General features: G+C 71.7%; 15 protein-coding genes. 6 read left to right on the forward strand and 9 right to left on the reverse strand.

Translation table 11 applies throughout. The features are described 5' to 3' along the window. Positions 1-6 precede the first annotated feature (6 nt). The 6 genes from DFH01_RS22015 to DFH01_RS22040 form a co-directional block, all read right to left on the reverse strand. Entirely contained in the window at positions 7-1,539 is a 1,533-nt protein-coding gene (locus DFH01_RS22015) for an AbgT family transporter (protein WP_109872652.1), read from the reverse strand. Further along, positions 1,536-2,918, reverse strand: coding sequence for a M20/M25/M40 family metallo-hydrolase (locus tag DFH01_RS22020; protein WP_109872653.1), 1,383 nt, complete (start codon positions 2,916-2,918; stop codon positions 1,536-1,538). Before DFH01_RS22020 ends, DFH01_RS22015 begins: the two co-directional genes overlap by 4 nt. A 156-nt stretch (positions 2,919-3,074) precedes the next feature. Continuing rightward, positions 3,075-4,307, reverse strand: a complete 1,233-nt coding sequence (locus tag DFH01_RS22025) for a patatin-like phospholipase family protein (protein ID WP_109872654.1) — start codon at positions 4,305-4,307, stop codon at positions 3,075-3,077. A 245-nt stretch (positions 4,308-4,552) separates the two neighbouring features. Next, entirely contained in the window at positions 4,553-7,651 is a 3,099-nt protein-coding gene (locus tag DFH01_RS22030; protein ID WP_109872655.1) for an efflux RND transporter permease subunit, read from the reverse strand. Continuing rightward, positions 7,648-8,739 (reverse strand): efflux RND transporter periplasmic adaptor subunit, encoded by a 1,092-nt coding sequence (locus tag DFH01_RS22035; protein WP_199231346.1) that lies wholly within the window; start codon positions 8,737-8,739, stop codon positions 7,648-7,650. Before DFH01_RS22035 ends, DFH01_RS22030 begins: the two co-directional genes overlap by 4 nt. Positions 8,740-8,815: 76 nt before the next feature. Next, complete coding sequence (locus tag DFH01_RS22040) at positions 8,816-10,375, reverse strand: alpha/beta hydrolase (protein WP_109872656.1); 1,560 nt, start codon at positions 10,373-10,375, stop codon at positions 8,816-8,818. A 66-nt stretch (positions 10,376-10,441) separates the two neighbouring features. On the opposite strand from DFH01_RS22040, the gene DFH01_RS22045 reads away from it, so the two are divergent. Next, complete coding sequence (locus DFH01_RS22045) at positions 10,442-11,485, forward strand: AI-2E family transporter (RefSeq protein ID WP_199231347.1); 1,044 nt, start codon at positions 10,442-10,444, stop codon at positions 11,483-11,485. Between the two features lie 11 nt (positions 11,486-11,496). Here DFH01_RS22045 and DFH01_RS22050 read toward each other — a convergent pair whose 3' ends face one another. From DFH01_RS22050 to iolD, 3 genes are read right to left on the reverse strand one after another with little or no spacing between them, the layout of a single operon-like run. Further along, positions 11,497-13,179 carry a Na/Pi cotransporter family protein gene (locus tag DFH01_RS22050; protein WP_109872657.1) on the reverse strand — a complete coding sequence of 561 codons (1,683 nt, stop codon included), beginning with the start codon at positions 13,177-13,179 and terminating at the stop codon, positions 11,497-11,499. A gap of 17 nt (positions 13,180-13,196) precedes the next feature. Beyond that, positions 13,197-14,084: a myo-inosose-2 dehydratase gene (iolE, locus tag DFH01_RS22055; protein ID WP_109872658.1), complete on the reverse strand. Its 888-nt coding sequence runs from the start codon at positions 14,082-14,084 to the stop codon at positions 13,197-13,199. A 5-nt stretch (positions 14,085-14,089) separates the two neighbouring features. After that, a complete protein-coding gene (iolD, locus tag DFH01_RS22060; protein ID WP_109872934.1) occupies positions 14,090-15,928 on the reverse strand; it encodes a 3D-(3,5/4)-trihydroxycyclohexane-1,2-dione acylhydrolase (decyclizing) in 1,839 nt (612 codons plus the stop codon). Positions 15,929-16,030: 102 nt separating this feature from the next. On the opposite strand from iolD, the gene iolG reads away from it, so the two are divergent. From iolG to DFH01_RS22085, 5 genes are all read left to right on the forward strand, one after another. Beyond that, positions 16,031-17,020 carry an inositol 2-dehydrogenase gene (gene iolG / locus DFH01_RS22065; protein WP_109872659.1) on the forward strand — a complete coding sequence of 330 codons (990 nt, stop codon included), beginning with the start codon at positions 16,031-16,033 and terminating at the stop codon, positions 17,018-17,020. Next, positions 17,020-17,811 carry an SDR family oxidoreductase gene (locus DFH01_RS22070; protein WP_109872660.1) on the forward strand — a complete coding sequence of 264 codons (792 nt, stop codon included), beginning with the start codon at positions 17,020-17,022 and terminating at the stop codon, positions 17,809-17,811. The genes iolG and DFH01_RS22070 overlap by 1 nt, the downstream gene beginning before the upstream one ends. Then, on the forward strand, positions 17,811-18,590 hold the full coding sequence (locus tag DFH01_RS22075) for an inositol monophosphatase family protein (RefSeq protein ID WP_109872661.1): 780 nt from the start codon (positions 17,811-17,813) through the stop codon (positions 18,588-18,590). The genes DFH01_RS22070 and DFH01_RS22075 overlap by 1 nt, the downstream gene beginning before the upstream one ends. A gap of 88 nt (positions 18,591-18,678) precedes the next feature. Continuing rightward, the gene (locus DFH01_RS22080) at positions 18,679-19,713 is read left to right on the forward strand and encodes an ABC transporter substrate-binding protein (protein ID WP_109872662.1); all 1,035 of its coding nucleotides are present in this window, start codon (positions 18,679-18,681) and stop codon (positions 19,711-19,713) included. 33 nt (positions 19,714-19,746) lie between these two features. Then, a complete protein-coding gene (locus DFH01_RS22085) occupies positions 19,747-21,954 on the forward strand; it encodes an ABC transporter permease (protein WP_199231348.1) in 2,208 nt (735 codons plus the stop codon). Positions 21,955-21,959 lie beyond the last annotated feature (5 nt).

Consider the following 21,959-nt stretch of genomic DNA (forward strand, 5'->3'; position numbering starts at 1 on the left):
GCACGCTCACAGGCCCCAGGGCAGGCCGAGCAGGTACCACCCCGCCAGGAACGCGGTCCAGATCACCGACAGCCAGATCACATAGGGCAGCATCAGCGCGATCACCGTACCGACGCCGGCCTCCTTCTGGTACTTGATCGCGAAGGTCACGATCATCGCGAAATACGCGTTCAGCGGCGTGATCGCGTTCATCGGGCTGTCGCCCACGCGATACGCCGCCAGAACCGCCTCCGGCTCGACGCCGAGCTGCATCAGCAGCGGCACGAAAACCGGCGCGAAGATCGCCCATTTCGCGATCGCGGCCGTGATGATCAGGTCCAGCAGGAACACCACGACGACGAAGCCGAGGAGCAGCGCGATGGAGGGCAGCGCCAGCGCCTCCAGCACGGCCGCCATGGAGACGGCCGCGAGCGTCGCCATGTTGGTGTAGTTGAAGAAGGCGATGAACTGGCTGATCACCAGCAGCAGCAGGATCAGCCCCGCCAGCCCGCCGATCGCCTTCTGGATCGCCGCGATGACGTCGTTGGTGGTGCGCATCGTGCCCGCGCCGCGGCCATAGGCGATGCCGCAGACCAGGAAGATCAGCGAAATCGAGACGATCAGGCTGTTCATGAAAGGCGAGGAGCCGATGATCGCGCCCGTCTGCGGATGACGCAGCGGCGCGCCGGGCGGCAGCGTCAGCAGCGCGAGGAAGGCGAGCACGCCGAGCAGCCCGAGGCCGGCCATGCGCAGGCCGCGGTACTCCGCTTCCGACAGCACGGTCTCGCCCGGCACCTTGTAGTCGCCGGTGTAGGGGCCGAGGCGGGGCTCGATGATGCGTTCCGTGATCAGCGCGATCAGCACCGTCAGCAGCGCGACGGAGCCCATCGAGAACCAGACATTCGCCGCCAGGTCGATCGAGAGGTTCGGGTTCACCAGCCGGATCGCGTCGTTGGTGATCTCCGTCAGGATGCCGTCCACCGGCGTGATCAGGACATTCACCAGGAAGGCCGCCGCCACGGAGGCGAAGCCCACCGCGAGCCCGGCCAGCGGATGCCGCCCCACCGAGATGAAGGCCGCCGCCGCCAGCGGGATCAGCACGAGGTAGCCCGCATCGGCCGCGATGGAGGAGACGATGCCGACGAAGGTCAGGATGTAGGTCAGCGCCTTGGCCGGGGCGACGATCACCAGCTTGCGGATGAGCGCCTTGACCAGCCCGGATTCCTCCGCGACGCCAACGCCGACCATCGCCACGATGATCACGCCGACCGCGTTGAAGCCCATGAAGTTGCCCACCACGCCGGTGAACATGAAGCGGATGCCCTCGATGGTCAGAAGGCTCCGCGCCTCGGTGAAGGCGGGCTCGATGTCGCCGGTAGCGGGGTTGTAGGCCTGGTAGCTGACCCGCGCGCCGAACACGGACAGGATCGTGGAGAGCACGATCACGATGGCGATCAGGTAGACGAAGATCATCACCGGGTGCGGCACGCGGTTGCCCACGCGTTCCACCCAGTCGAGCAGCTTCTGCATCCCGCCCTTCGGCGCGGCGGCCTCGCTCATCGCGACAGCGCCTCCAGGATGCGCGCCCAGGAACGGATGCCCTTGCGGAAGCTCTCGAGGTTGTACTTCTCGTTCGGGCTGTGGATGCGGTCGTCGTCCAGCCCGAAGCCGGCCAGGATCACGTCCATGCCGAGAGCGGTCTTGAGCTGGTGCGTGACGGGGATGGAGCCGCCCCCGCCGATGAAGACCGCGGGCTTGCCCCATTCGTCCGACAGCGCCTGGCGCGCCTTGGCAAAGGCGGGGTCGGTGTCGGGAAAGCGGATGGCGCGGCCGGCGCCGTGCTCCTTGAACTCCACCCGGCAATCGGCCGGCACGCGCGCCTTCACATGCTCGCGGAAGGCCTTGCGGATGGCGTGCGGGTCCTGGTCGAAGACGAGGCGGAAGCTGATCTTCGCGCTCGCCTTGGCGGGGATGACGGTCTTGAAGCCCTCCCCCTGGTAGCCGCCGCCCATGCCGTTGATCTCGCAGGTCGGGCGCGACCAGGTCTGCTCCAGCGCGCTGCGCCCCTTCTCGCCGGCCGGCACCGACAGGCCGATCGGGCCGAGGAAGCCTTCCACCGTGAAGCCCAGCGTGTCCCACTGCTTCTTCAGGCTCTCCGGCAGCTCAGGCACGCCATCGTAGAAGCCCGGCAGCGTGATGCGCCCCTGATCGTCGTAGAGATCGGCCAGGATCTTCGCCAGGATGCGGTTCGGGTTCGCCGCCGCCATGCCGTAGAAGCCCGAATGCAGGTCGCGGTCGGCGGCGTGGATGGTGATCTCCTCGCCGCACAGGCCGCGCAGCATGGTGACGATCGCCGGCGTCTGCGGGTCCCACATGTTGGTGTCGCAGATCAGGCCGATATCCGCCTTCAGCTCCTTCGCATTGGCATCCAGGAAGCCGGGCAGGTTGGCGCCGCCCGACTCTTCCTCGCCCTCCAGCAGGATCGTCACCGGGATGGGCAGGCTGCCGGTGACGGCCTTCCAGGCGCGGCAGGCCTCGACGAAGGCCATCAGCTGGCCCTTGTCGTCCGCCGAGCCGCGCGCCGCGATCACCTTGGTCCCGTCGGCCAGCGTCTTGATCTTCGGATCGAAGGGATCGTCTTCCCAAAGCTCCAGCGGGTCCACCGGCTGCACGTCGTAATGGCCATAGAACAACGCGGAGGGGCCGCTGCCCTTGCGATGGTGGCCGACGACGATGGGGTGCCCGGCGGTCGGCCGCGCGTCCGCCTCGAAGCCGATGCCGCGAAGGTCCTCGGCATGCCATTCCGCGTTGCGCTTGCACTCCGCGGCATAGGCCGGGTCGGTCGAGATCGAGCGCAGGCGCAGCACGGCGAAAAGCCGCTCCAGCGCCTTCTCGAAATCGCCGTCGATATGGGCCAAAACCTTGTCGAGCTCTGACATGCCTGCCCTCCCGAAAACGCCTCTGTCGTGTCGGCCGGCGCGGCCTTGCGGACGCCCCTGGCCCTTGCCTCCGGACGCGACGGGAACCTAGCCCCGCATCCGAATGCGAGCATACACCACGCGTCCCACCCCTATGCGCCGCGTCCGCCGGGCCGCTCAGCGCAGGGCGGCCTCGCGGCCCGGCTGCTCTTCCGGCACGAGGATGCCGACCGGCGGCGGCCGGTCCACCCAAGCCGCGCCGGAGCGTCCCTGCGCCTGCCCGTAATCGAACAGGGCGCGCATGTAGCGAGGATCGAAGGGCTGGTCGCGCGGCGCCTGGAAGCCCGGGCCGATCGCCGCCAGCCGGAAGGCCACGCCGTCGCGGTGCATCGTCAGGTAGATGCGGTGGATGTCCGCGATCCCGCTGAAATGCAGCAGCGTCTCCACCGAGCGTCGGGCGATGCGGAAGACGTTCCGGTCGGTCGGCGCGCTTTCCACGTCGATGCGGCCGTTGCGGACCACCCAGGCCGTGCGCTGGCGAGGGGCGCCCGCGGCCGCGGCCGCCTGGCGCAGGTCGAGCGAGGGCGGATACAGGAACACCTGCGTGGCCGCGCCGCCATCCACATGCATCTCCTGGAAGCGCCGGCCGCCGATCTCGACATCCACGAAGACCGGCGGGAAGGCGCCGGGCACCGAGGCGGAGGCCAGCAGCACGTCGCGGAACAGTTCGAGCGCATCGGGGTGGCCGCTGGCGGCGATGGCGCCGATGTTCCAGACCACGGGGCGGCGGATGTCGAGGTTGGTGGTGCCGATCAGCAGCAGCCGGCCGCGCCGGTATTCCCGCGCGATCGCGTCCAGCATCGCCTGGTCGGCATGACGGGCGATGAGGCGATAGAGCGGCGAGGTGTCGGCCAGCGCCTCGCCGAACAACACGCTGGTCAGGATGCGGCCGAACACGACGATGTCGGTGGGCGCGACCTCGGCGAAGACGGCGCGCAGCTGCGCGTCATAGGCCGGGCCGAGGAAGGCGAAGGGCGCGATCAGCGCGCCGGCGGAGATGCCGGTCACCACGTCGAATTCCGGGCGCGTGCCGGCCTCCGTCCAGCCCGCCAGCAGCCCGGCGCCGAAGGCGCCGTTGTCGCCCCCGCCCGACAGCGCCAGGTAGTGGGCCGGGCGCAGCGCCGCGCCGCGCGCCGGCGCCTCCGCGGCCAGCCGGCGCGTCAGCGCCGTCGCGGCCTCGCGCTCCCAGGCCGCGGCATCGCCGTCGGCCATGAAGCGCGCATTCGGCACGCCGAGCATCGCGGTCTGCACGCTCTCCTGCGGGGCCGGGGGCGGCAGGCGCGCGAAATTCGCGCAGCCGCCCAGGCCGAGCAGCAGCACCGCCACGGCGAGCCGATGCAGGAACGTCATCCGGCCGGCGCGAGCGGAAGGCGTGGGGCGCGCAATCCGCGCATGGGATCCTCTCGGTCGAAGTCGGCGGCGCAAGGCGAGGTCCGCGCCCGGTCCGGCGGAACGGCTCCGCGGTTCCGCCGGTCGGGCATGGACCGCCGGGAACAGTTAGCGCCGAAGAGCGACGCAACTCAACGCGATTGGCACGTGACCGATCCATGACGGCATCGGCCAGGGCCGGCGCGCACCCCGCCCCGCCGCGTCGCTCAGCCCTCGCCGACCGCAGGGCGCGGCGGGTCGGCCAGCTCCCGCGGCGCGCGGTCGGCGCGGCGCTCCATGACGATGACGTAGAGCGCGGGCAGCACGATCAGCGTCAGCAGCGTCGCCACCAGCAGCCCGCCCATGATGGCGAAGGCCATCGGCCCCCAGAACACCGTCGGCGCGATCGGGATCAGGCCGAGCACGGTGGACAGCGCCGTCAGCAGCATCGGCCTCAGGCGCGATGTGGCCGCCGCCACCACCGCGTCGCGCAGCGCCATCCCGTCGGCGCGGTCCTGGTCGATCTGCACGATCAGGATCACCGCGTTCTTCGCGATCATCCCGACCAGCGCGAGGATGCCGAGGATCGCGACGAAGCCCAGCGGCCGGCCGAAGGCGAGCAGCGCCATCACCACCCCGATCAGCCCGAGCGGCAGGATCGCCACCACCAGGCCGAGCCGCGCGAAACTCTGCAGCTGGAACATCAGCACGGTCAGCATGACCACGATCATCATCGGCACCACCGCCATGACCGAGGCCTGGCTGTCCGCGCTCTCCTCCGCGATCCCGCCGAGCTCGATCGCATAGCCCGCGGGCAGGCGGGCACGCAGCGCCGCGAGGCGCGGCTCGACCTCGGCCACCACCTGGTCCGGCAGGATGCCGGGCTGGACATCGGCCTGGACCGTCAGCGACGGCACGCGGTCGCGGCGCCAGACCAGGGGGAACTCCTGGCCGTATTCGAAGGTGGCGAACTGGCCGAACGCCACCGTGCGCCCGCCGGGGATCGGCACCTGCATCGTCAGCAGCGTGTCGAGCGAGAGCCGCTCCGCCGCGGTGGCACGCGCCAGCACGTTCACCAGGTAGATGTCGTCGCGGATCTGCGTGACGACGCTGCCGGTGATGACCGCGTTCAGCGTGGAGGCGATGGCGGCGGAGGAGAGGCCGAGCTGGCGCGCCTGTTCCTGGTCCACCACGACGCGCAGCTGCCGCGCCGGCTCCATCCAGTCGAAGTTGAGGTTGCGCGCGCCCGGGCTGGCAGCCAGCACCTGCGAGACCTCAAAGGCGATGGAGCGCAGCGTCTCGATGTCCGGGCCGACCACGCGCCATTGCAGCGGCCAGCCCACCGGCGGCCCCAATTCCAGCGGGGAGACGCGGGCGATGGCAGCGGGGAAGCGCTCCGCCAGCAGCGCCTCGAGCCGGGGCTGCAGGCGCTGCCGCGCCTCGAAATCCTTCGCCACCACCACGGCCTGGGCGAAGAAGGGGTTTGCGAGCTGCGCATTGAGCGGCAGGTAGAAGCGGATCGCGCCGCGGCCGACATAGGTGCTCCAATGCGCGACATCCGGATCGGCGGCGAGCGCCGCATCCAGCTGCTCCGCCGCTTCCTGGCTCGCGAAGATGGAGGCGTTCTGCGGCAGCGTGATGTCCACCATCAGCTCCGGCCGGTCGGAGGAGGGGAAGAACTGCTGCGGCACGAAGCGCACCGCGAACACCGAGACGGCGAAGGCCGCGACCGCGACCGCGACCGTCACCCAGCGCACCCGGATCGCCAGCCGCAGGAAGCCGGCATAGGCGCGCAGCACGGCGCCAGGCGCCGGCGGCGGCGCGCCGGCGGCAGCGGCCTTCGGCGCCTTCAGGATCGCCATGCCCATCAGCGGCGCGAAGAGCACGGCGACGAACCAGGACACCACCAGCGCGATGCCGACGACCGCGAAGATGGAGAAGGTGTATTCGCCAGCAGAGCTTGCGGCAAAGCCGATCGGGATGAAGCCGGCGATGGTCACCAGCGTGCCGGTCAGCATCGGCGCGGCGAGCGTGCGATAGGCGAAGGTCGCGGCCTGGTCCTTGCTGTCCCCGGCGGCGAGTCGGCGGATCATCGCGTCGATCGTCGTCATCGCGTCGTCGACCAGCAGCGTCAGCGCGATGATCAGCGCGCCGAGCGAGATGCGCTGCAGGTCTATCCCCGCCAGCAGCATCAGCGGGAAGACGATGGCGAGCGTGAGCGGGATGGAGAGCGCGACCACCGCCCCGGCCCGGATGCCGAGCGCGATGAAGCTGACCACCATGATGATCACGATCGCCTGCCAGAGGCTTTCGGTGAAGTCGCCGATGGCGGTGTCCACCGTCTCGGCCTGGTCGGCGACGAGGAAGGGCTCGATGCCGATCGGCAGCTCGCGCTCGATCAGGCGCATCTCGCGCCGCAAATTCTCGCCGAGGGCGAGGATGTCGCCGCCCTCCCGCATCGCCACCGCCAGCCCGATCGCGGGCTGGCCGTTGACGCGGAACATCGGCTGCGGCGGGTCGGCGAAGCCGCGGCGGATCTCGGCGATGTCGGTCAGCCGCACCAGCCTGTCGCCCGCGACGAAGGAGACGGCGGCGAGGTCGGCCTCGTTCTGGAAGGCGCCGGAGACGCGCAGCGCCAGCCTCTCCTCCCCGGTCTGCACCAGCCCAGCGGGGCTGACCGCGTTCTGCGCCTGCAGCGCCGCGATGAGCGCGGGATAGTTGAGCCCGAGACCCGCCAGGCGTTCGAGCGAGAACTCGATGAACACCACCTCGTCCTGCGCGCCCAGGATCTCGACCTTCGTCACGTCCGGCACCCGCAGCAGGCGCGAGCGCGCCGCCTCCACCTGGTCGCGCAACTCGCGGCGCGAGAAGCCGTCGGCGGTGAAGCCGAAGATGATGCCGAAGGTGTCGCCGAAATCGTCGTTGAAGCCCGGCCCCAGCACGCCCTGGGGCAATGTATGGCGCATGTCCCCGACGCGCTTGCGCACCTCGTACCACATGTCCGGCACGACCTTCGCCGGGGTCGAGCCCTTCAGGTCCACGAAGATCGTCGTCTGGCCAGCGATCGTGTAGCTGCGCAACCGGTCGAGGTTCGGCGTCTCCTGCAGGGTGCGCTCCAGGCGCTCCGTCACCTGCAGCAGCGTCTCCTCGATCGTCGCGCCCGGCCAGGCGGCGGAGACGACCATGGTGCGGAAGGTGAAGGCCGGGTCCTCGTTGCGGCCGAGCCGCAGGAACACCAGCGCGCCGGCGATGACCGCCACCAGCATGAAATAGAGAACGAGCTGCGGCCGCCTGATGGACCACTCGGAGAGGTTGGGACCGATCACGGCGCGGCCCCGAGCAGGCGCACCTTCTGCCCGGGCCGCAGCGCCTGCACACCCGCGGTGACGACCACCTCGCCCTCCGTCAGGCCGGAGCCGACGACGACGCGCGCGGGATCATGGCGCAGCACCTCGATGTTGCGCAGCGCGACCGTCTGCGTCGCCGGGTCCACCAGCCAGACCGCGGGCGCGTCGTCCTTGCGGGTCAGCGCGCCGGCCGGGATCGTGATGGCCGCGCCGCCATCCAGCTGCATCCGCCCGGTGACGGTCGAGCCCAGGCGCAGCGCCGGCGGCGGATCCTCCAGCCCGATGCGCACCCGGAAGGTGCCGGTCGCCGGATCGGCGCTGGGCGAGACCTCCCGCACGCGGCCCTGGGTGCGCACGGCGGGATCGAGCGTCAGCGCCACCTCGATCGCCGCATTGGCCGGCGCCTGATCCTTCACCACCGGTGGCACGTCGAACACCGCATCCAGGCCGCCCTGGCGGGCGATGCGCACGATCATCCGCCCGGGTGCCACCACCTCGCCGGGCTCCGCCCCGCGCGCCGTGACGGTGCCGGAGGCATCCGCGACAAGCTCGGTATAGCCGAGCCGGTTCTCCGCGATGTTCGCCTGGGCCTGCGCCGAGTCCAGCGCGCTGCGCGCGGTCTGGCGCTGCTGCGAGGCCTGGTCGTAGCGCTGGCGCGTGGTCCAGCCGCCGCGCAGCAGCTCGGCCTGCCGCCAGTAGTTGTTCTGCGCCTCGGCGAGCTGCGCCTCCGCGGCCGCCAGCGCGGCGCGGGCGGCGCGCAGGTTGTTCTCCTCATTCGTCGGATCGAGCCGCGCGATCACCTGCCCGGCCTGCACGCGGTCGCCGACATTCACCAGGCGCTCCGTCATCCGGCCGTCTATGCGGAAGCCCAGACTGGCCTCCGTCTCGGCCTGGATGGTGCCGGTCAGGGACACGACCTCGCCACCCGCGCGTGGCTCCACGGTGACCACGCGCACCGGGCGCGGGTCGGCGGGCGGCGGCGCGGGCGGCTCGCTGCAGGCGAGCAACAGGGCGGGCAGCAGCAGCAGGGCGCGGCGTCCCGTTGGCAGTGCTGTCGGCATGCGCATGGAACTGGTTCCACTCGGAAGGCTGAAGTCTAGAACGGGTCGGCGGCGACCAGAAGCGCGCCATGCGGCAGGGCTTCTAGCGCACCGCCATCGCATCTGCGGTGCCGGCCCGGTTGGCGTCATGGGCGGCCCGTCCCACCGGTGAGCCGGGCGTCCCATTCGCCCGCTGCCCCGCGGCGCCGGGTGGAATGCCTTCCGCCACGCGGTCGCGCAGGTAAGGAAAGAACGGATTCGAGGAGATCCGCATCAGCGTGTCGAGCCCGGTCACCAGCACGCCACGCTCGCCCCGCGCCGCCAGCGCGCCGAGATTGAACCCGACCCCGTCGGCCGGATCGGGCACCAGCCCGTAGAGCCAGTCATCCACCGGGAAGGGCAAGGCGATGTGGGAGAGCGAGTACAGCTCGCGCGGCCAGGCGAGGTCGAGCGGCACCATCCGCGTCGCCGTCTCGCCGGCCTCCGTGACCTCCGCCATGACTTCGGCGGAATCGGGGGTGACGTTGGTGATGCGCGTCATGCGGAAGCGCTGCGGCGCGGGGGGCAGCAGGCGGTCCACGGCCTGCGCCGCCTGCGGCGAGATCAGCGGCCCGAGCTTGGCATCGCGGTTCAGGTCGAACAGCACCAGCTCGCTGCCATTCGCGGGCAGCAGCGCATAGAGCGCGTTGACGATCGCGGGCGTGCTGACCGTGGCGTCCACCACCGACTGGAAGGTGAGCACCGGGGCAAGCCCATCCAGCCTGCCCGCGGCCGCCAGCCGCCGCGTCTGCTCCTGCAGCGCCGCCGTCAGCTGGTGCGACTGCCGCGCGGCGTTCACCGGGAAGGAGTTGAACTTGTAGGGGTTGAACTCCGGCAGCAGGTCCAGCCAGGCCGCGCCGGCGAAGGCGGGCAGCAGCGCCGGCAGGCCGGCGATGCCGGCGAAGCGTGCGAAGGCCGTCACGCCGACCATCGGCGAGACCAGCACCAGCCGCTGCGGCGCATCGAGCGACGGATCCTCGATGGCATCGAGCGCGTGCTTCATCACCAGCGCGCCGCCATTGGAATAGCCAACCAGGTGCAGCGGCCTGCCCGCGCCGGCACGCGCGCGCGCCGCGCGCACCGCAAGCCGCGTGGCCGCCGCCCAATCCTCCCAGGTCGCATCGGTCAGGCCAGCCGGCACCGTGCCGTGGCCCGGCATGCGCGGAACCACCGCCACCCAGCCGCGCGCGCGATACAGCTCCGCCAGGTGGCGCATGCTGTAGGGCGCATCGGTCATGCCATGCACCAGCACCGCCGCGCCCTGCGGCGGGCCTTCCGGCATCAGGATGACCGATCGGTTCCAGTCCTGCGGGAAGCCGGCGGGGTTGAGCGGGCTGTCCGCGAAGAAGCGGTTGGCCGGAACGCGGTCCTCGGGGTCGAGACGGTCCGTCACCTCGCGCCGCACCGCGGCGAAGGCGCGCGCCTCGGCCGCCATCCAGGCCTCCCAATCCGCACCGGCCATCGCGGCGCGGTCCATCTCCGGCGGGACGTGGACATGCCATGGCCGCAGCGCCGGGCCGCGCTGCACATCATAGGCACGCAGCGCAAAGACCACGACGAGGAGCAGCAGGAAGAGCCCTGCCGCCCATCGCAGCAGCCGCGTCGTGCCGGCCCGGATGCCCATGCGCGCCCCCTTGCATCGGTCGCGCAACTGACACTAGCTGGCGCCGCGGCGAGAGGCGAGGCGCGAATGGCGGATGGTCGCGCGATGCGCGTGATGCTCGGGCTGAGCACGGCGATCCTGTTCGCCGGCGCCATCATGCTGGCGCAATCCGTCGTCGCGCCGGTGGTCTTCGCACTGTTTGCCATCGCGCTGGTCTGGCCTGTGCAGGGCTGGGCGCAGCAGCGCATGCCGAAGGTCGCCGCGCTGCTCGTCACCATGGTCGTGGCGCTGGTCGCGCTGGTGGGGCTGGCGCTGCTGGTGGCCTGGGCCTTCGGCCGCGTCGGCCAGTCGGTGGTGGCGAATGCCGCGACGCTGCAGGCGCTCTATGCGCAGAAGATGGCCTGGCTGGAGGCGCAGGGCATCCCGGCGGCCGGCGCGCTGGCGGGGCAGTTCGATGCGCGCTGGATGGTCCGCGTGGCGCAGGGGGTGCTGGCGCAGCTGCAGGGGATGCTGAGCTTCATCCTGCTCACGCTGGTCTATGTGATGCTCGGCCTGCTGGAGGTGGACGTGGCGCAGCGGCAGATGCTGCGCCTCGGTCCCGGCGTGCCGGCCGCGCTGCTGCGCGCGGCGCAGCGCACCGCGCAGAAGCTGCGCACCTACATGATGGTGCGGACCTTCATGAGCGTGATCACCGGCCTCGCCGTCTGGGCCTTCGCCGCGGCCATGGGCCTCGATCTCGCGGCCGAATGGGGCGCCATCGCGCTGGTGCTGAACTACATCCCCTTCATCGGCCCGCTGGTGGCAACGCTGTTCCCCACCATCTTCGCGGTGCTGCAATTCGGCACCTGGGAAGTGGCGGTGACCGTCTTCGCCGTGCTGCAGATCATCCAGTTCCTCGGCGGCAGCTACATCGAGCCGCGGCTCACCGGCGCGCGGCTGGCCGTCTCACCCTTCATGGTGCTGGTCTCGGTCTTCGTCGGCAGCTTCCTCTGGGGCATCCCCGGCGCCTTCATCGGCACGCCGGTGCTGATCGCGGTGCTGACGGTCTGCGAGGCCTTCCCGGCAAGCCGCTGGGTCGCGGACCTGATGTCCGGCCGCGAAGACGCACCGCCGCGCGCCGATCCGGAATAGGGCGACGCGCCCTATCCCCCGCCGCCGGGCTCCTTGGCCGCGCGTCCCGGGGCAAGTCGGGTGGCCAGCAGTTCGCCGCGGCGTTCCAGCAGCGGATGCGCCACCGCCGCCAGATGCGCGCCGACCCGCCGAAGGTCGCGGATCGCATCCAGCACGAGCCCCGGCGTGGCGCCCGGCTCGCCCAGCGGCAGCGGCGCGGCCTTCGCTGCTCGACGCGCGGCGGCGCTCTCCGTGCCGCGCAGCATCTCCTTCGCCTGCACCAGGCGGCGCGCGGCCTCCGCATCCGATTCGGTGAAGACGGCGACGGCGAGGCGCAACTCCTCGCGCAGCGCCGCATGCAGCGCCGCGATGTCCCTTCGGTCCGCCTCCGCCAGCGTCACGCCCCGGCGCGCACGCTTGGCGGCATGCCGCGCGACGTCGCGGCTCAGCACATCGGCGGCATGTTCCAGCGCGATGGCAAAGGACTGGATGGCCGCGATGCGCTCGCGATCCGACTCCGTCAGCAGATCGCCCGGCATGCCGGCAAGATACGCGAGCACGGCGCGGTGCAGCCGGTCCACCACGTCGTCCATCGTGGCCAGCGCCTTGGCAGCATCGCGCGCATCCTCGGCGAAGGCGCGGGTGGAGGCGTCCAGCATCCGCTCCAGCACATCGGCGATGCGCAGCACCTCGCGCCGCGCATTCGCCATCGCCACGGCCGGCATCGCCGCCGCGGCAGGATCGAGGTAGCGCGGCGCCGCCTCGTCCAGCTCGGGACGCTCGGGCAAGAGCTTCGTCAGCGCCCAGGCCAGCGGGCGCAGCAGCGGCAGGGCGAGCAGGCTCGTCGCCACGTTGAAGGCGAGATGCGCGGTGGCGACCAGGCGCAACGGCGTCGGCACCAGCGAGGCGAGCCAGGCGCTGACCTCGGGCAGGAAGGCCAGCACCAGCGCGCAGCCCAGCACGCGGTTGACGAGGTTGCCGAGCGGCAGCCGCAGCCGCGCCCGATCACCCGGCCGGCCGCCGCCCTGCAGCAGCGGGTTCAGCGCGCTGCCCAGGTTGGCGCCGAGCACCATCGCCACCGCGGCGTCCGGCAGCAGCACGCCGCCGCCGGCGAGCGTCGCCACGAACAGCACCGCCGCGATGGAGGAATGCGCCGCCCAGGCGATCACGGCCGCCAGCACCAGGTTCGGCAGCGGCTGGTCCGCCATCGCATGCAGCACCTGCGCCAGCGCCGGCGAGGCCTGCACGGGCGCGAGCGTCTCCACCATCAGATGCAGCGCGAGCAGCATCAGCCCGAGCCCGATGGCAACGCGGCCGAGGTCGCGCGACTGCGCGCGCCGCCCCTTCCGAAACGCGATGACGCCGAGCAGGATCAGCAGCGGCGAGAGCCAGCCCGCATCGAAGGACAGCACCTGCACGATCATCGCCGTGCCGATATTGGCGCCGAGCATCGCCGCCAGCGCCGGCACCAGCGCAACGGCGCCGGCCGAGGCGAAGCCCGCGATCATCAGCGCGGTCGCGGTGCTGCTCTGCAGCGCCGCGGTCACGCCGAGCCCGGCGAGCAGCGCGCGCCAGGGCGTGCCGAGCGCGGTGCCGAGCAGCGCCTGCAGCCGCCCGCCGAAGGCGCGCTCCACGCCGGACTGCACCATGTGCAGCCCCCAGAGCAGCAGCGCGGCCTCGCCCGCGAGCTGGACCAGCAGGCGCAGCTCGGTCATCGGCGGGCCGCCTCCTCTCAGCCGAAGGCTGAACGCGCGAAGCGGGCCAGGTTGTCATGGCCCATCCGCGCATAGGTCAGCGGATGCGCCTTGGCCGGATCCTGCTCGGCCTCCACCACCAGCCAGCCGGCATAGCCCGCGGCGGCGAGCGGCTTCAGCACGGCGGGATAATCCACGCAGCCATCGCCGGGAACCGTGAAGACGCCTTCGAGCACGGCGGCCAGGAAGGGCAGGTCGCGCGCCTTCACGTCGCGCATCACCGCCGGCCGGATATCCTTGCAGTGCACATGCACCACGCGCGCCGCGTGGCGCTCCGCCGCTGCTACCGGATCGCCGCCGGCGAAGGTGAGGTGGCCTGTGTCCAGCAGCAGCCCGACGTCCGGCCCGGTGGTCGCCATCAGCCGGTCCACATCCGCCTGGCTCTCGATCACCGTCCCCATGTGGTGGTGATAGGCGAGATGCAGCCCGCGCGCCTTCAGCCGCCTGCCGAACTTTTCGATTCGTGGTGCCAGGAGATCCCAGTCGGCGTCCGACAGGACCGGACGCTGCGACAGCGGCGTCGCGCGCGCGCCATGGATCGCGCGGGCAACCTCGGCATGCACCATCACCGTGCAGCCCAGCGCGGTCAGCAGCGCGATGTGCGGCTCGGCCTCCGCCATCTCCGCATCCACGTCGCGCTCCAGCAGGCGCGAGCCGTACCAGCCGGAAACCAGCGCCAGCCCGTGCCGCTGCAGGATCGGCCCGAGCTGCGACGCCACGCGCGGGAACTTGTTGCCGAGCTCGAAGCCCTCGAAGCCCGCCTGCTTCCCTTCCGCCAGGCAGGTCTCGAGCGGCGTCTCCGCGCCGAGCTCCGGCATGTCGTCATTGGTCCAGGTCAGCGGATTGATGCCGAGGCGGATGGCCATTGGGGTTACGCTCCTGCGGCCTGGCGCTTGCGGTTGGTCTCGTAGTCGCGGCGCGCGGCCTTCTGCGCCGGCGTCGCGGGCGCCGCGGTCACCGGCACCTCCCACCAGGCGCCGCCTTCCGCGGTGCCGGTCTGCGGGTCCGTGTCGATGACGATCACCTGCGTGCGCTTTGCGGCGAAGGCTTTTGGCAGCGCGGCTTCCAGCTCCGCGATGTCAGCCACCTTGCGCGCCTGCGCGCCGAGCGCCGTCGCATGGGCGGCGAAATCCACACGCGGTGCTTCATCCGGCAGAAGGTTGCGAAAGGGCTCGCCGCCGGTGCCGCGCTGCAGGCGGTTGATGCAGCCGAAGCCGCGATTGTCCAGCACGACGATCGTCAGCTTGGCGCCGAGCGCGACGGAGGTCGCGATCTCGCTGTTCATCATCAGGTAGCTGCCGTCGCCGACCATCACCACCACCTCGCGCTGCGGCGCCGCAAGCTTGGCGCCGAGCCCGCCGGCGATCTCGTAGCCCATGCAGGAATAGCCGTATTCCAGGTGGTAGCTTGCGGCATCCGTCGCGCGCCACAGCTTGTGCAGTTCGCCCGGCAGGCCACCCGCGGCGCAGACCACGATGCCCTGCTTCGGCATGGCGCGGTTGACCGCGCCCAGCACCTGGGCGTCCGTCGGCAGGTCGTTCGCGCCGCGCTTCGGCGCCGCCGTCACGCGCGCCACCGTGCGGTGCCAGCGCGCGGTCGCCGCCGCCGCCTTCTCCTGCCACGGTCGCGGCACCTGCCACCCGCCGAGCACGGCGGACAGCGCCGCCAGCCCGCGCCCGGCATCGGCGACCAGCGGCTGCGCGCCGTGCTTCAGCGCATCGAACGCGGCGACGTTCAGCGCGACAAGCTTCGCGCGGCCGAACAGCGCGCGCGATCCCGTGGTGAAATCCTGCAACCGCGTGCCCACCGCCAGCACCAGGTCGGCCTGCGCCGCCAGGGCATTCGCCGCGGCGCTGCCGGTCACGCCGATGGCGCCGAGATTGGCAGGCGCATCCCAGGCCAGGCTGCCCTTGCCGGCCTGGGTCTCCGCCACCGGCACGCCGTGGGAGCGTGCGAACTCGGCAAGCGTTGCTTCCGCGCAAGCGTATTTGACGCCGCCGCCCGCGATCAGGACGGGCCGCTTCGCCGCGCGCAGCGCCTCCGCCGCCGCGCGCAGCTCCGCCGCGTCCGGCTCCGGCCCGCGCGGGCGCCAGACGCGCTTGCGGAAGAAGTCGCTCGGCCAGTCCATCGCCTCGGTCTGCACGTCCTGCGGAAAGGCGAGCGTAACCGGTCCGCATTCCGCCGGATCGGTCAGCACGCGCATCGCGGCCGGCAGCGCTGCCAGCAGCTGCTCCGCGCGCATGATGCGGTCGAAGTAGCGGGAGACCGGACGGAAGCAGTCATTGGCCGAGACCGTCGCGTCGCCGAAATCCTCGACCTGCTGCAGCACCGGATCGGGCCGGCGGCTGGCAAAGACGTCGCCGGGCAGGAACAGCACCGGCAGGCGGTTCACATGCGCCACCGCCGCCGCCGTCACCATGTTCGTGGCACCCGGCCCGATCGAGGTGGTGCAGGCCATCATGCGCCGGCGCGCATGGGTCTTGGCGAAGGCGATGGCGGCATGTGCCATCGCCTGCTCGTTATGCGCGCGAAAGGTGGGCAACACGCGGCGATGCGCATGCAGCGCCGGCCCCAGCCCGGCCACGTTGCCATGGCCGAAGATCGCCCAGACACCGCCGAAGATGGGCAGGGTGCGGCCGCCGATCTCGGCCTGCTGCGCCGCCAGGAAGCGTATCGTGGCTTCGGCCGCGGTCAGGCGTAGACTGGCCATGTTCTCCTCCACCCCGGATTGCTCCGGGCCGACCTTGTGTTACAGTTCGATGACACTGACTGCAAGCCGGGCGCGGCAAGCAGCGCGCCCACGGAAACCACCATGATCCACTTCGCACAGTTCGGCGCCGGCCGCATCGGCGCCATCCACGCCGCCAACCTGGCGGCGAGCGGCGACGCGCGGCTCAAGCATGTCGTGGACGTGCATGCGCCCGCCGCGCAGGCGCTGGCCGCGAAGCACGGCGCCGCCGTCAGCGACACCGCGACCGCGCTGGCCGACCCGGAGGTGCGCGCCGTCATCATCGCCTCCTCCACCGACACCCACGCCGATCTCGTCATCGCCGCCGCGCGCGCCGGCAAGGCGATCTTCTGCGAGAAACCCATCGATCTCTCGCTGGCGCGCGTGGATGCCTGCCTGGCGGAGGTGCGCAAGGCCGGCGTGCCGATGCTCGTCGGCTTCAATCGCCGCTTCGATCCATCCTTCGCCGAGCTGCATCGCCGAATCGGCGCCGGCGCCATCGGCGCGGTGGAGCAGGTGATCATCACCAGCCGCGACCCCGGCCCGCCGCCGGTCTCCTACGTCAAGGTCTCGGGCGGCCTGTTCCGCGACATGACGATCCATGACTTCGACATGGCGCGCTGGATGCTGGGCGAGGAGCCGATCGAGGTCTTCGCCCACGGCGCCAACCTGGTGGACCCCGCCATCGGCGCGGCCGGCGACATCGACAGCGCGATGGTGCTGCTGAAGACCGCCTCCGGCCGCATGGCGCACATCAACAACAGCCGTCGCGCCAGCTACGGCTACGACCAGCGCGTGGAGGTGTTCGGCAGCGCCGGCCGCCTCATCGCGGGCAACCGCACGCCGACCACGGTGGAACTGGCGGATGCCAACGCCGTCAGCGCCGACAAGCCGATGCACTTCTTCCTGGAGCGCTACGCCGAGGCCTACCGGATCGAGCTGCAGGCCTTCCTCGATGCGCTGACGAAGGGCGCGCCGATGCCGGTGGGCGCGGAGGATGGGCGGCAGGCCCTGGTGCTGGCCGATGCCGCCTTCGAGTCGCTGCGCACCGGGCGTCCGGTGAGGGTCGCCTGATGTCCATGCTGCCGCAGGTGCGGCTGGATGGCCGCGTGGTGCTGGTGACCGGCGGCACCTCCGGCATCGGCGAAGGCTGCGCGCTTGCCGCGGCCGAGGCCGGCGCGGCGGCGGTCTGCATCACCGGCCGCGACGCAACGCGGGGCGCGGCGGTGGTCGCAAAGCTGCAGACGCTCGGCACGCGCGCGCATTTCGTCGCCGCCGACCTCGCGGATGCGGAGGCAACCTCCGGCATCGTCGCGCAGGCCGAAGCCGCGCTCGGCATCGTGGACGGGCTGGTGAACGCAGCGGGGCTGACCGATCGCGGCACCATCCTCGACACCTCCGCCGCGCTCTGGGACCGGCTCTTCGCGGTGAACGCGCGCGCGCCCTTCCTGCTGACCCAGGCGATGGCGCGGCGCCTGAAAGAAGCGGGCAAGCCCGGCGCGGTGGTGAACGTCATCACCATGTCGAGCCATGGCGGCCAGCCTTTCCTCACCGCCTATTCCGCCTCCAAGGGCGCGCTGGCGACGCTGACGAAGAACACGGCGCTGGGCCTGCGCCCGCTGCGCATCCGCGTGAACGGCATCAACATGGGCTGGGCCGACACGCCGGGCGAGCATGTGATCCAGCAGCGCGACGGCAACCCGCAGGACTGGCTGGAGCGCGCCGAACCGTCCCAGCCCTTCGGGCGACTGCTGAAGCCGCGCGACGTGGCCGGGCTCGCCACCTACCTGCTGTCCGACGCATCCGAGATGATGACCGGCGCGCTGATCGACTTCGACCAGAACGTGATGGGTGCCTATACGTGATGCACGACGACCTCGCCCGCCGCCGCGACATCGCCGGCGGCATCGCACGCGACGCCGCCGCCCTCGCCGCGCGCATGCGCGCGAAGGGCATGGGTGCAACGACGATGAAGGGCGCGCAGGACTTCCTGACGGAAGCCGATGGCGCGACGGAGCACTTCATCCGCGAGCAGCTCGCACGCCACTTCCCCGGCGAGCCGATCCTCGGCGAGGAAGGCGGCGGCGAAGCGTCCGAATCCGGCCCGCTCTGGATCCTCGACCCGATCGACGGCACCGCGAATTTCGCGCGCGACGGCCATCGCTGGTGCGTCTCCATCGGCCTCGCCCGGGACGGGCGCGCGGTGATGGGCGCCGTGGCCCGCCACGAGCCCGCCGAGCTATACGTCGCCGCGGCAGGCCTGGGCGCGACCCTGAATGGCACCCCGATCCGCGCCGCCGCCACCACGGACATGGCGCGCGCCATCATCGAAATCGGCTGGTCGCTGCGCCGCCCGGCGGAAGCCTTCGTCGCACTCGCCGGGCGCGTGATGGCGGACGGCGGCGGCGTGCGCTCCCAGGGCTCCGGCACGCTCGGCCTTGTGGAGACCGCCTGCGGCCGGCTCGACGCCTATCTCGAACTGCACATCAATGCCTGGGACGCGGCGGCGGCGCTCGCCATCGCGCGCGAGGCCGGCTGCTGGACCAACGCCTTCGACAGCGGCGACTGGCTCGCCGCGGGCAACCCGATCTGCTTCGCCGCACCCGCCCTCGGTCCGCGACTTGCAGCGCTGATGGAGGCTTGAGCTTCCCGGCGCGCCGGCAGAGAATATGACAGTTTCGAGGCAGTCCGTGGCGCCGGCCGAAGCCGTGCGCGATCAGGGAGGAAGAACCATGTCCGCCACACGCCGCCTGTTCGGCGCCGCCATCGCCGGCGCCTTCGGCCTGCTCGCCGCCGGCACGGCCAGCGCGCAGGGCAGCCTCACCGTCTACTGCTCGGTGCAGGAGGAATGGTGCCGTCCGATGATGGCCGCCTTCGAGCGCGCCACCGGCATCAGCGTCGCCATGACGCGCCGCAGCTCCGGCGAGACGCTGACCCAGATCCGCGCCGAGGCCCAGAACCCGCGCGGCGATGTCTGGTGGGGCGGCACCGGCGATCCGCACATGCAGGCCGCGCAGGAGAACCTGACGCAGGAATACCGCTCCCCGATGCTCGCGCAGCTGCAGCCCTGGGCCGTTCGCCAGGCGGAGCAGACCGGCTTCCGCACCGTCGGCATCTATGCCGGCGCGCTCGGCTATTCCTACAACGCGCCGGAGCTGCAGCGCCGGCGCATCACCGCGCCGCGCTGCTGGGCCGACCTGGCGAAGCCCGAGTTCCGCGGCGAGGTCCAGGTGGCCGATCCCAACACCTCCGGCACCGCCTACACCATGCTCGCAACCCTGGTGCAGATCATGGGCGAGGACCCGGCCTTCACCTACCTCCGCGCCCTGCACCGCAACGTCAATCAGTACACCCGCTCCGGCGCCGCGCCGGCGCGCGCCGCCGCCACCGGCGAGACGCTGGTCGGCATCACCTTCCTGCACGACGCCGTGGCGCAGAAGGTCAGCGGCGCGCCGCTGGAACTCGTCGGCCCCTGCGAGGGCACGGGCTACGAGATCGGCTCCATGTCCATCGTCCGCGGCGCGCGGAACATGGACAACGCCCGCCGCTTCTACGACTGGGCGCTGAGCGCCGAGGCGCAGGCGATCGGTGCCGAGGCCAAGGCCTACCAGCTGCCGTCCAACCGCAGCGCCCCGATCCCGCCCCAGGCCCCGCGCTTCGAGAACGTGCCCCTGATCGACTACGACTTCGCCCGCTGGGGCAACGCGCAGGAGCGCACGCGCCTGATCGACCGCTGGCAGCGCGAGGTGCGTGCCGGCGCACGCTGACGCGTATCGCCTGAGCCGCGCGGCGACCTCGCCTTGGGTGCCCTGACGCTTGGCCGCGCGGCGCTGCTCTGCGCCGCGCTCGGCATGCTGCTGCTGCCGTGGCACGGGCTGGAGGGCGGCCCGGCGGAGCTCGCCGCCTGGCCGGGCGGCACCGCCGCGCCGCTCGTCGCGCTGCTGCTGTCCGGCGCGCGCTGGTGGCTCTGGCCGGTCGCGCTGCTGCTCGTGATCACCGCGCCGCCGCTGCTGCGCGGGCGGGCGCCTGGCGGCCTGCTGGTCGCGACGGGTGCGGGCATCATCCTCTGGACCCTCGCCATGGGCGAGGCGATCGGGCTGCGCGGGCTCGACTGGCACTGGCTCGCGCCGCTGCTCGGCGCGCCGCCGCCGCAGCCCTCGCTCGGCTGGGGCGCGCTGTTCGTGCTGGTCGGCGCGACGGGCCTGTTCGCCTCCGGCCTTGCGGCGCGCGGCGCCTTCGGCGCGGACGCCTTCGTCGCCTTCCTGGTCGCGGGCAGCGCATTCCTGCTGCTGCTCTTCGTCTTCGGGCCGCTCTTCACCATCCTGAGCGCCGCGGTTTACGAGGGCGATCGCTTCGCCCCCGGCGCGCTGGTCGCGCGCGTCACCGCCCCGGAGGCCTGGAGCCTCGCCTGCCTCGCCACCCATGAGGGCTGTGGCGTGGTGTGGAACACGCTGCTGCTGGCGACGCTCACGGCCGTGCTCTCCACCATGATCGGCCTGTTCTTCGCGCTGCTGGCGGTGCGCGGCGGCGTGCGCGCGGCGCCGCTGTTCCGCGCCATGACCATCCTGCCGCTGATCACGCCGCCCTTCGTCGTGGCGATGGCGCTGATCGTGCTGTTCGGCCGCACCGGCATCGTCACCACCTTCATGTGGGACTGGTTCGACATCCCCCGCAGCCGCTGGATCTACGGCCTTCCCGGCGTGCTGCTCGCGCAGGTGCTGGCGCAGGCGCCGATCGCCTTTCTGCTTCTGGACGGCGCGCTGCGCGCCATATCGCCGAGCCTCGAGGAAGCCTCCGCCACCATGGGTGCGCGGCGCTTCACCATCTTCCGCACCGTCACCTGGCCGTTGCTGAAGCCGGCGCTGGCCGCGGCCTTCCTGCTCGGCTTCGTCGAATCGCTCGCGGATTTCGGCAACCCGCTGGTGCTCGGCGGCGATTTCGACGTGCTGTCCACGCGCATCTTCTTCGCCATCGCCGGCGCCCGCCACGATCCCGGCCGCGCCGCCGCGCTTGCGCTGCTGCTGCTGGCGCTCACCTTCGGCGCCTTCGCGCTGCAGGCGCTCTGGCTCGGCCGCCGGCGCTACACGACGGTCACGGGGAAGGGCGATTCCGGCATCCCGGCGCCGCTGCCGGCCGGCCTCAAGCTCACCTGCGGTCTCGTCGTCTGGCCCTGGATGCTCTTCACCGCCGCGGTCTACGGCGTGATCCTGGTCGGCGGCTTCGTGCACGACATCGGCCGCGGCGACATGAGCTTCACCTGGCGCCACATCCTGACCGCCTTCGAGGTGGAATGGCGCGACGGCTTCGCGCTGCGCGGCTCCGCCTGGGACAGCCTGCTGACGACCATCGAGGTCGCCGCCATCGCCGCGCCGATCACCGCCTTCCTCGGCATCCTGCTCGCCTGGCTCATCGCGCGACAGGATTTCCGCGGACGGCGCACGCTGGAATTCATGACCATGCTGTCCTTCGCCATCCCGGGCACCGTGGTCGGCGTCTCCTACGTGATGGCGTTCAACGTGCCGCCGATCGAGCTGACGGGCACGGCGCTGATCCTCATCCTCTGCTTCGTCTTCCGCAACCTGCCGGTGGGCGTGCGCGGAGGGCTGGCCGCGCTGGCCCAGATAGACCGCTCGCTCGACGAGGCCAGCGCCACGATGGGCGCCGGCGCGGTGGACACGCTGCGCCGCGTCGTGCTGCCGCTGATGCGGCCCGCCATCATCACCGCCCTCGCCTTCAGCTTCGTCCATGCGATGACGGCGGTTTCGGCGGTGATCTTCCTCGTCTCGGCGCGGCACAACCTGGCCACGGTCTACATCGTCGGCCGCGTGGAGGCGGGCGAGATGGCGCTCGCCATCGCCTATTCCACCGTCCTCATCTTCATCATGCTCGCCGTGGTGCTCGGCATCGAGAAGGGGGTGGGCCGCGCGCGCCTCGGTCGCCGCGCGGCGCCCGCCTCACCCGGCCTGCGCAACGCCCCCGCCGCCGCGCCGGTCCGGGCCGGAGCCTAGACGCC

Origin of the sequence: Falsiroseomonas bella (assembly GCF_003173615.1) — a bacterium.
Taxonomy (GTDB): domain Bacteria; phylum Pseudomonadota; class Alphaproteobacteria; order Acetobacterales; family Acetobacteraceae; genus Falsiroseomonas; species Falsiroseomonas bella.